This is a genomic window from Arthrobacter sp. Hor0625 (assembly GCF_052567525.1).
Genome location: NZ_CP199586.1, coordinates 3,441,364 through 3,451,454 on the forward strand (window position 1 = coordinate 3,441,364; position 10,091 = coordinate 3,451,454).

Here is a 10,091-nt window from a genome sequence, read left to right on the forward strand (position 1 = left end):
CGCTCGACGGCGGTCGGCGGCTTCGGCGGGGCGGCGGAGGCGGCGGCCCCGGAAACAGGAGCGCCGGGCGCAACAGAAGCTCCCTGCCCAGCCGGGCCGGTCGGTTCAGCGGCCGGCGCCCCGGCCGCCAGCACCCCGGTCATCAGCGCTGGCTGGGGTGGGCGGGCCACGGCGCATCGGCCGGCCGCAGGGTCGCGTAACCGTCGGCGCGGGCAGCGGCGGCTGCGAGGACCCCGACGACGGCCGATGGATTGTGCAGCCGCCCTTCGAGGACCGCCGTCACGGCGGCGTCGAGCGGGATCCAGTGCAATTCGATTTCGGCTTCCTCGTCCGTACGGACGTGGAGTTCGTGGCCGGGCACGTCGCTCAGGCCCCGGGCGAGGTAGATGCGGATGGCCTCACTGGACGATCCTGGCGAGTTGAAGAAGTCCGCCAGCACGTTCCATTCCGCGGCGACCAGGTCCGCTTCCTCGGCCAGTTCGCGGGCGGCCCCGGCCGCAAAGTCTTCACCCTCGACGTCGAGCAGACCGGCCGGGATCTCCCACAAGGCCATGCCGACGGGGTGCCGGTACTGCTTGATCAGCAGCACCTCACCGTCGTCGTTCATCGGCAGCACGGCCACCGCGCCGGGGTGGTCGATGTAGTCACGGACCAGGGGGTCACCGTCGTCGCTCAGTTGGAAGCTGTCGCTGACGACGTCCCAGATCCGGCCCTGGTAGACCTTCTCCGAAGACAAAAGACGGCGCGGGCTCGGCTCATCCGAAACCTGCCGTGCAGCATTGGGGGTCTCAGGTGTACCGGGCATCGCGCCGTCCTTTGATTCAGTTGGGAGTTACTTTGACTCTGCCGGAGTCGACTTCGCGGCAGCAGCCTTGCCCGCGACCGGCTGGCCTGCGCCATGCTGGTGTTCCAGGGCGGCCTTGACCAGCCCGGCGAACAGCGGGTGCGGGCGGGTGGGCCGCGAGCTGAGCTCGGGGTGCGCCTGCGTCGCCACGTAGTACGGGTGGACTTCGCGGGGCAGCTCGACGTACTCGACCAGCTTGCCGTCCGGGGAGGTACCGGAGAACACGAGGCCCTCGGCGGCGATCTGGTCACGGTACTTGTTGTTCACTTCGTACCGGTGACGGTGGCGTTCGCTGACCGTGGTGGTGCCGTAGGTCTCGGCCACGACCGACCCCTCGTCCAGCTTGGCTTCGTAGAGGCCCAGGCGCATGGTGCCGCCCAGGTCGCCCTTGCCCTCGACGATGTCGAGCTGCTCTTCCATGGTGGCGATGACCGGGTACTTCGAGTCCGGCTCGAATTCGGAGGAAGACGCGCCTTCGAGGCCCACCACGTTGCGGGCGTATTCGATCACCATGCACTGCAGGCCCAGGCACAGGCCCAGCACCGGCAGCTTGGATTCGCGGGCGAACTTCAGCGCGCCGAGCTTGCCTTCGAGGCCGCGGATGCCGAAGCCGCCGGGCACGCAGATCGCGTCGACGCCGGCCAGGGACTTCTTCGCACCGGCTTCGGTGTCGCATTCGTCCGACGGCACCCAGCGGATCTTGACCTTGGTGTCGTTCGCGAAACCGCCGGCCCGCAGGGCCTCGGTGACGGACAGGTAGGCATCCGGCAGGTCGATGTACTTGCCGACGAGGGCAACCTCCACCTCGTGCTTGGGGTTGTGCACGGCTTCGAGGAGCTTGTCCCAGCTGGTCCAGTCAACGTCCTTGAACGGCAGGTCCAGGGCGCGGACGATGTAGGAGTCCAGGCCCTGGGAGTGCAGCGTCTTGGGGATGTCGTAGATGCTGGGGGCGTCCGGGCAGCCAATGACGGCGTCGATGTCGACGTCGCACATGCGGCCGATCTTCTCGCGCATGGCCTGGGGCACGTCGCGGTCGGAGCGGATCACGATCGCCTCGGGCTGGATGCCGATGGAGCGCAGCGCGGCGACAGAGTGCTGCGTCGGCTTGGTCTTGAGCTCCTGCGAGGGGCCGATGTAGGGCACGAGGGAGACGTGCAGGAAGAACACGTTGTTCCGGCCGACGTCCTGGCGGACCTGGCGGGCCGATTCGAGGAACGGCTGGGACTCGATGTCGCCGACGGTGCCGCCGATTTCGGTGATGATCACATCGGGAGCGTTCTTGCCCTCGGCAGGCAGCCGCATGCGGCGCTTGATCTCATCGGTGATGTGCGGGATGACCTGGACGGTGTCGCCGAGGTATTCGCCGCGGCGCTCCTTGGCGATGACCGTGGAGTAGACCTGGCCGGTCGTGACGTTGGCCGAGCCTTCGAGGTTTTCGTCGAGGAAGCGCTCGTAGTGGCCGACGTCGAGGTCGGTCTCCGCGCCGTCGTCGGTGACGAAGACTTCGCCATGCTGGAAGGGGTTCATCGTGCCCGGATCCACGTTGAGGTAGGGATCGAGCTTTTGCATAGTTACAGACAGGCCGCGCGCCCGCAGCAGGTGGCCGAGGCTCGAAGCCGTCAGCCCCTTACCGAGCGAGGACGCCACACCACCGGTTACGAAGATGTGTTTGGTCGTCTTGGACGAGCCCGGGAACCGGGAATTTACACGAGAATTTGATCGCTGCACCACGGAGTTTGAGCCTATCATCAAATCGGGCTTCCTTGGGTCGATGAAACGCGGCTGTGATGGTCATCCCAGTCCCCCGCGGAGGGGGCTGCTGTGGCTACTGTGGCAGCAGCCGCGCGTCGTCCAGCAGTTCCTGGGCGTGCGCCTGCGCCGATTCCGAATCCTCCTGGCCCGCCAGCATCCGGGCGAGTTCACGGACCCTCTCGGCCTCGTCCAGCAACTGCACGTCGCTGGAGGTGAAGCCCGTGGCGGTTCCGCCGTCCGTCCCGCGCACGGAGGTTTTGGTGACCCGGATGTGCTGGTTGGCGAACGCCGCGACCTGGGGCAGGTGGGTGACCACGAGGACCTGCACGTGCCGGGCCAGCATGGCGAGGCGTCGGCCGATCTCGACGGCGGCGCGGCCGCCCACGCCGGCGTCGACCTCGTCGAACACGAAGGTCGGGACGGGGTCGACGGCGGCCAGCACCACCTCGATGGCGAGCATCACGCGGGACAGTTCACCGCCCGAGGCGCCCTTGCCCAGGGGCCGGGCCGGCGCTCCGGAGTGGGGCTGGAGCAGGAAGGAAATCTCGTCGGCGCCGAACTGGCCCAGCTGCCCGGCCGGCTCGATGTTGATGACCAGGGTGGCATCGGCCATGGCGAGGGCGGTGAGTTCGGCGCTGACCCGTGAGGACAGGTCCTTGGCGGCCTTCTTGCGGGCCTTGCTGATGGCGGCGGACTGCTTGCGCAGTTCCGCCTCGGCGCGAGCCACCTCGGCGTCCAGCGCCTCGATCCGGGTGGAATCGTCCTGCAGCTCTTCAAACCGCGCCCGGGACTGCTCCGCCCAGACCAGCACCTCGTCGATGCTGGGCGCATACTTGCGCACCAGCTTGGCCAGCGCGGCGCGGCGGTCCTCGATTTCGGCGAGCCGCTCGGGCCCTTCGGTGTCCAGCGAGGCCTGGTAGCTGGCAAGCTCACTGGCGATGTCGTTGAGCAGGAAACCGACCTCGGCCAGGCGCGCCGCCGCAGCGCCCAGTTCCGTATCGTGTTCGGCGACGTGCTCGAGGGTGCGTTTGGCGGCGTCCACCAGCGTGGTCGCATCGGCTTCCTCGCCGAAGTCCTCGGAGATGAGGGCCTGGTGGGCGGTGCTGGCGGCGATGCGGAGTTCTTCGACGTTTGCCAGCTTGACGGCCTCGGCCTTGAGCAGGTCATCCTCCCCGGGCTGCGGGTCGATGGCGTCGATCTCGGCCAGGGCTGCCTCAAGCGATTCGGCTTCCCGGAGCCGTTCTCGGGCGGCATTGCGGAGGCCATCAAGCTCGGCCTGGCTGGCGTTCCAGTGCGCGTACAGCTCGCGGTAGGCGGCGAGGGCTCCGGCCAGCTGCTCCCCCGCAAACTTGTCCAGCGCCTCGCGCTGGGCCACCGGGCTCTTCAGCCGGATCTGGTCCGACTGGCCGTGGACCACCACGAGGGAGCCGCCGATCTCGGCGAGGACACCCACCGGCGCGGCGCGGCCGCCCAGATAGGCCCGGCTGCGGCCGTCGGCGCCGACACTGCGGGCCAGCAGCAGCTCAGCGCCGCCGTCGAACTCCTCGACGTCCGCCCCGGCCTCCAGCGCGCGGTGGATCGCGGCGTGACCGGCGTCGAGCTTAAGGGCCGCCTCAGCGGAGGCGCTTTTCGCGCCGCTGCGGACGGCGCCGGCGTCGGATCTGGCACCGAGGAGCAGTCCGACGGCGGTGACCACCATGGTCTTGCCGGCGCCGGTTTCGCCGGTCACCACGCTCAGGCCCGGGCCCAGCGGCAGGGTCGCGTCGGTAATGACGCCAAGGTCGCGGATTCTCAGTTCTTCAAGCATGGGTCACTTCGCAGTCGTGGGGTCGGTCGGTGCGTCCGGGCCCGCGTGGCGCGGGGCGGGCAGCGTTCGGCTTTGCCGCGGGGTGCGTACCACCGGGACGGGCCCGGTGGGGATGGCGTCGGCCTGCGGCATGGGGCCGCGCCAGCCTTGGATGGGAAGTTCAAACTTGCGGACCAGGCGGCCGGAGAACGGGGTCTGGTGTGTGCGGGCAAGCCGGACCGGCGTGGCCGAACGGGTCACCTCTACCCGCGCTCCCGGCGGCAGGTCCACGGACCGCCGGCCGTCGCACCACAGCACGCCCTGGGCGTCGGTGCGGTTCAGGATCTCGACGGCGAGCCGGGACCTGGGCGAGACCACGAGCGGCTTGGCGAACAGCGCGTGCGCGCTGATGGGCACGATTAGCAGGGCTTCGACCTCCGGCCACACCACAGGGCCGCCGGCCGAGAAGGCGTAGGCGGTGGAGCCGGTGGGGGTGGCGAGGACGACGCCGTCGCAGCCGAAGGAGGTCAGCGGACGTTCATCGACCTCGGTGACGACCTCGAGCATCCGTTCCCGGTTGCCTTTTTCGATGGCGGCTTCGTTCAGCGCCCAGGTGTGCCAGATCTTCTGGCCTCGGACCCAGACCTGCACGTCGATGGTCATCCGTTCTTCCACCGTGTACTGGCGGCTGGCGATCCATTCGACGGTTTGGGCGAGGTCTGCGCGTTCGCTTTCGGCCAGGAAGCCGACGTGGCCGAGGTTGACGCCGAGCAGCGGCACATCGACTTCGCGGACGAGTTCGGCGGCGCGGAGGATGGTTCCGTCGCCGCCGAGCACCATGACGAGTTCGACGTCGGGCAGCCTGACGTGGTCGTGGAGCACCTCCACGGGCTGGTCCAGCCGGCCGTAGTACCGGACCATGTCACTGAGCTCGGATTTCTGCATCACGGGCACAATGCCGGAGGCGTGCAGCTGGGCGCACGCGTCCCACGCGGCCTTGAGGGACTCTTCCCGGCCGGTGTGGGCAAGGATCAGGACACGCCTGCTCATCGGGTTCCGCCTTCTAGTGCTTCTCGTGCTGCTTGTGCTTTCAGGGCTACGACCAGATCGTTCCAAGTAACGTGGCAACGGCCGCGTCCCGCTCCTCGATCTTAGGCGGGTCTTCGCCGTTACCGCGTGCTATCCACAGGAAGTACTCCACGTTTCCGTCCTGGCCGGGCAGCGGGCTCTGCGCCAATCCCTTCAGTGCCAGTCCGGCGTCGAACGCCGCGGCGGCGACCTTGCCGACGGCGAGGCGGCGCTCCCGGTCGGAGCCGACCACCCCGGTGCGTCCCAGCCGTTCCTTGCCGATCTCGAACTGCGGCTTCACCATCAGGAGCAAGTCCCCGCCGGGGTCGGTGCACGCGGCCAGCGGCCCGACCACCAGGGTCAGGGAAATAAAGGACAGATCCGCCACGATCAGTGCGGCCGGCCCGCCGATGTCGTCCGGGCCCATATAGCGGACGTTGAGGCCCTCGTGGACGGAGACCCGGGGGTCGTTGCGGATTTGTGGCACCAGCTGGTCATGTCCGACGTCGACTGCGACGACGTGTCCGGCGCCCCGCCGGAGCAGGACCTCGGTGAAGCCGCCGGTGGAGGCTCCCGCGTCCAGGCAGCGCTTGCCCGCCACCGCGACCGCCGGGAAGGCGTCCAGGGCACCGGCCAGTTTGTGGGCCGCCCGGCTGACGTAGTCGTCCTCGGCGCCGGTGGCGACGTCCAGTGCGGTGTCGTCGCCGACCTGCAGGGAGGCTTTGGCGAGCACCTCGCCGCCCGAGCTGACCTTGCGCTCGGCGATCAGGCGGGCTGCGTGGGTGCGGGACCTCGCCAGCCCGCGGCTGACGAGGGCCTGGTCGAGCCGGGTCATGGGCGGGTGTCCCCCGCCGGCGCCCCGGCGACGTCCTCGTTCAAGGCAGCCGCCAGGTCCTCGTGCAGCCCCGCGTAGACCTCGCCGTGGTCAGCGACCGGCATGTCCGGCAGGTCAGCCAGCCGGAGCAGCACGGCATCAACGGAGGCGTCACCCGTGCCGTCGGTCGGGGCCGGCCACTCGGGGCCGGAACCGGCGTGGTCCGGGTGCGGGTCGGTGCTGTGGTTCGGCTCGGTCATGCTCTCCAGTCTAGTGATGCAGCCATTCGAGGCCGGGGGCCTGGGCAGTGGGCGCGTCCGGGGTCGCGGCCCACCACGCCGCGCAGGCCGCGCGCCAGGAGTCGAGGTCGGCGGGGTCGCCGGTGACCTGCACGGTGTTTCCGTGCACGACGGCGGCGGCGGCGCCGCAGCGGAACTGGCCGCCGGCGTCGGCGTCCACCGCCGGGTACGGCCGGTAGAGGTCGGTGAGGTCATTGATCAGGTAGGTGGGACGTTCGGCGGTCCGCGCCGCGAGGATGGATTCGCGGGTGTCGACGCCGGTCAGCACCGCGACGGTGGCGAATCCGGCGTTGTTGCCGCCAAGGATGTCCGTGTCCAGGCGGTCGCCGACGACGAGGGGGCGTTCGGCAGCCAGCCGCTTGGCGGCGGCGTGGAACAGCGGGGCTTCGGGCTTGCCGGCGACCAGCGGCTCGCGGCCGGTGGCGGCGGCGACGGCGTCCACGAGGGTGCCGTTGCCGGGCGCCATGCCACGCGCCTGCGGGATGGAACGGTCCATGTTGGTGGCCACCCACAGCGCGCCGGCCGCGACGACGTACGCCGCCTCCGCGAGATCCTTCCACGCCAGGTCCGGGTGGAAGCCCTGAACGACGGCGACCGGGTCCTCGGCCTCGGTGCGCACCGGTACGAGGCCGACGAACTCCACCTCGCGGGCCAGCGCCGCACCGCCGGTGACGAGGACCCGGGCGCCGGCGGGAAGCAGCGACGCGAGCAGCTCACTGGCGGCCTGCGGGGAACTCACCACCTGGTGGTCCTCGGCCGGGGCGCCGAGGTCGCGCAGGTGTTGCGCCACCTCGGCGGGGGTCCGTGAGGCGTTGTTGGTCACGTAGCCCAGGCCGACGCCAATGCCGGCAAGCCGGCTGAGGGATTCGACGGCGCCCGGGATGGCGTGCGGCCCCGCGTAGACGACGCCGTCCAGATCGGACAGCAGCGCATCGAACCGCGAAATCAGCTCGGCTTCAGCCATGGGTCCTAGTCCTCGGCGCGTTCCGGAGTGCCGGACCCGTTGGCGTAGGTGTCAGTGGCGTCGTCGTCCGCGCCGTGCTCCCCTGCTTCCAACTCGTCTGCTTCCACGGAGTCCTGGTCCGACTCCGCGTCGTCGGACTCGAAGTAGCCGGCTTCCTCGTCGTCGCCGCCGGCTGCCAGGTCGCGGTCTGCGGACTGGGCGGACTCGGTCTCCGGGAGACCGGCCACGGCGGCGGCGCTAGCCGCACGGGGTGCCTCATCGGCCCCGGACCGGCGCGCGGCCTGCTCTTCGAGCATCCGACGGCGCTGCTGCTCCTCGCGGGCTTCCTCTTCCTCGTCCCAGCCGAGGTCAATGATGTCCGGTTCCTCATCCTCGCCGAGGCCCAGGGCGTTTTCCGCCACGACCGCCTGGCGCTCCCATTTGCCGGCTTCGGCGCCGCGTCCGGCCGCCGTCAGGGCGTCCGCGTAGGCGCGGAAGAGCCGCGGGCTGTAGGAGAAGGCGCGGTTGATGTCCAGCTGGGCGATCTCCAGTTCCGAGACCGCAGCGTCGAACTGGCCGAGGTCGGCACGGGCGCCGGCCGCAACGATGGCCAGCTCCACCTTGCCCGGGGCGTCGAGGTCCTTGGCTTCTTCCGAGCGGGCCACGTCGAGGGCACGGTCGGGGCGGCCGAGGCCACGCTCGCAGTCGGCCATCACGGGCAGGTGCATGTTGGATCCGCTGATCCTGCGGTAGGTCCGGAACTCCCGGAGCGCCTCACCGTAGTGGCCGGCAGCGTAGGCGGTCAGGCCTACGGCTTCACGCACTGCTGCGAGGCGTCCGCCGCGGCGGCTGGCTGCAAGGGCGTGCTGGAAGGCCAGTTCGGGCTCGTCCTCGATCAGACGGCCGGCCATGACGAGGTGGCGGGCCACCCATTCGGCACTCTTGTCTTCGAGCGTCTTGACCTGGCGCAGTGTAGTGCGGTCCAGCTCCTTGCCGGTGACGTCCTCGTCGATCTGCGGCGACCGCTCACGGTCAGGGCGGTTGGCGCTCCGCAGGTCCTTGGCATTCGGCTCGCGGACGGGACGGTCCTCGGAGCGCTCAAACCGGCGCGGGCCGGAGTCGCCACGGTCGAAGCTGCGGGCGGGTCGGTCATCGCGGCTGCCGAAGGGCTTCCGGTTGTCGCCGCCGCTGAACGGCTTGCGGTCGCGGTCACCGCCGAAGCTGCGCCGCTCACCACCCTCACGCGACGCACGATCACGGTCACCGCCGAAGCTACGGCGCTCACCACCCTCACGCGACGCACGATCACGGTCACCGCCGAAGCTACGGCGCTCACCGCCCTCACGCGACGGACGATCACCAAAGGGCTTGCGATCACGGTCACCGCCGCTGAAGGGCTTGCGATCACGGTCACCGCCGCTGAAGGGCTTGCGATCACGGTCACCGCCGAAGCTGCGCCGCTCACCGCCCTCACGCGACGGACGATCACCAAAGGGCTTGCGATCACGGTCACCGCCGAAGCTGCGCCGCTCACCGCCCTCACGCGACGGACGATCACCAGAGGGCTTGCGATCACGGTCACCGCCGCTGAAGGGCTTGCGATCACGGTCACCGCCGAAGCTGCGCCGCTCACCACCCTCACGCGACGGACGATCACCAAACGGCTTGCGATCACGGTCGCCACCGCTGAAGGGCTTGCGATCACGGTCACCGCCGAAGCTGCGCCGCTCACCACCCTCACGGTCATCCCGGGCGCGGAAGCCTCGGGGGTCGCCGCCCGAATTGTTGGCGCCACGGAAACCGCCGCCGCCCGAATTCCGTCCGCCGCCAAAGTTGCCGCGGTCATTGCCACCGCGGTGCGGGCCGTTGTGCTCAGCCATGCTGGATTCCTCCTGTTATGAGCTGACCACTGGCGCAATCGCAGCCGCTCTGTTCCGTGTTTCGTTCCTACGCAACCCGAAATCAAGCGCTTCGAAGTCCGTAAATCTCATTCAATTCTAGGCGAGACGTCGGCGCCCGGCTAACGCCGTAGCCGTCAGAAGAGCCGGCGGTGGCGCGTCTCACAGCAGTGCCAGGACACTCGTACCGAGGACGAGCCGCAAGAGCTGCGTACCCGAATACCGGGTGGGCACCATGGATTTTCGAACCTTCCCGGCCTGCCTGATGTGAGGGATGCTCGGTCCCTCGCCTCCTGACACCCGGCGGCCTGGTGCGGACGCTCCAGCCCAGTTACCGCTGCTCCGCGGCCGTGATTCCCTCGGTAATCCCCGGGTTGGCGCGGACTCGCTCGGCTGCCCGCCTGGGTAACTGGGCGGGAGCGTCGCGACCGAGTCCCTGGTGGTCCGCGCCAACCGTTCCGCCTCATCTGAGGCTCCCTTACCTCCGGCGCCTTCGGGGCTGTCGTTTCTCAGGATTGGTGGTGTGCCGGGGTGATCTGCGGGAGGGCCGTCCGGGACTTCACCGGTGCTGAGGGAGCGTCCGAACCATACCCGCCGGTCCTGAGGGAGCGTTCCGCGGATAGGCACCCGTTCTGAGGGGGCGTCGGTTCCATACCCGCCGGTTGTGAGGGAAGGTTTTGTTGTGTG

General features: G+C 69.5%; 9 protein-coding genes. 1 reads left to right on the forward strand and 8 read right to left on the reverse strand.

Annotated elements, in window-relative coordinates; translation table 11 throughout:
• Positions 1-142 precede the first annotated feature (142 nt).
• The 8 genes from ACTWLI_RS15790 to ACTWLI_RS15825 form a co-directional block, all read right to left on the reverse strand.
• Positions 143-805, reverse strand: coding sequence for an NUDIX domain-containing protein (locus ACTWLI_RS15790; protein WP_445154693.1), 663 nt, complete (start codon positions 803-805; stop codon positions 143-145).
• A gap of 27 nt (positions 806-832) precedes the next feature.
• Positions 833-2,593: a CTP synthase gene (locus ACTWLI_RS15795; RefSeq protein ID WP_445154694.1), complete on the reverse strand. Its 1,761-nt coding sequence runs from the start codon at positions 2,591-2,593 to the stop codon at positions 833-835.
• Positions 2,594-2,669: 76 nt separating this feature from the next.
• The gene (gene recN / locus ACTWLI_RS15800; protein WP_445154695.1) at positions 2,670-4,403 is read right to left on the reverse strand and encodes a DNA repair protein RecN; all 1,734 of its coding nucleotides are present in this window, start codon (positions 4,401-4,403) and stop codon (positions 2,670-2,672) included.
• Between the two features lie 3 nt (positions 4,404-4,406).
• Positions 4,407-5,432 carry an NAD kinase gene (locus tag ACTWLI_RS15805; protein WP_445154696.1) on the reverse strand — a complete coding sequence of 342 codons (1,026 nt, stop codon included), beginning with the start codon at positions 5,430-5,432 and terminating at the stop codon, positions 4,407-4,409.
• Between the two features lie 46 nt (positions 5,433-5,478).
• Entirely contained in the window at positions 5,479-6,285 is an 807-nt protein-coding gene (locus tag ACTWLI_RS15810; RefSeq protein ID WP_445154697.1) for a TlyA family RNA methyltransferase, read from the reverse strand.
• A complete protein-coding gene (locus tag ACTWLI_RS15815; protein WP_445154698.1) occupies positions 6,282-6,524 on the reverse strand; it encodes a hypothetical protein in 243 nt (80 codons plus the stop codon). Before ACTWLI_RS15815 ends, ACTWLI_RS15810 begins: the two co-directional genes overlap by 4 nt.
• A gap of 10 nt (positions 6,525-6,534) precedes the next feature.
• Positions 6,535-7,527 (reverse strand): HAD-IIA family hydrolase, encoded by a 993-nt coding sequence (locus ACTWLI_RS15820; RefSeq protein WP_445154699.1) that lies wholly within the window; start codon positions 7,525-7,527, stop codon positions 6,535-6,537.
• A gap of 5 nt (positions 7,528-7,532) precedes the next feature.
• On the reverse strand, positions 7,533-8,417 hold the full coding sequence (locus tag ACTWLI_RS15825; RefSeq protein WP_445154700.1) for a hypothetical protein: 885 nt from the start codon (positions 8,415-8,417) through the stop codon (positions 7,533-7,535).
• On the opposite strand from ACTWLI_RS15825, the gene ACTWLI_RS15830 reads away from it, so the two are divergent.
• A complete protein-coding gene (locus ACTWLI_RS15830) occupies positions 8,370-9,407 on the forward strand; it encodes a hypothetical protein (protein ID WP_445154701.1) in 1,038 nt (345 codons plus the stop codon). The genes ACTWLI_RS15825 and ACTWLI_RS15830 overlap by 48 nt on opposite strands.
• Positions 9,408-10,091 lie beyond the last annotated feature (684 nt).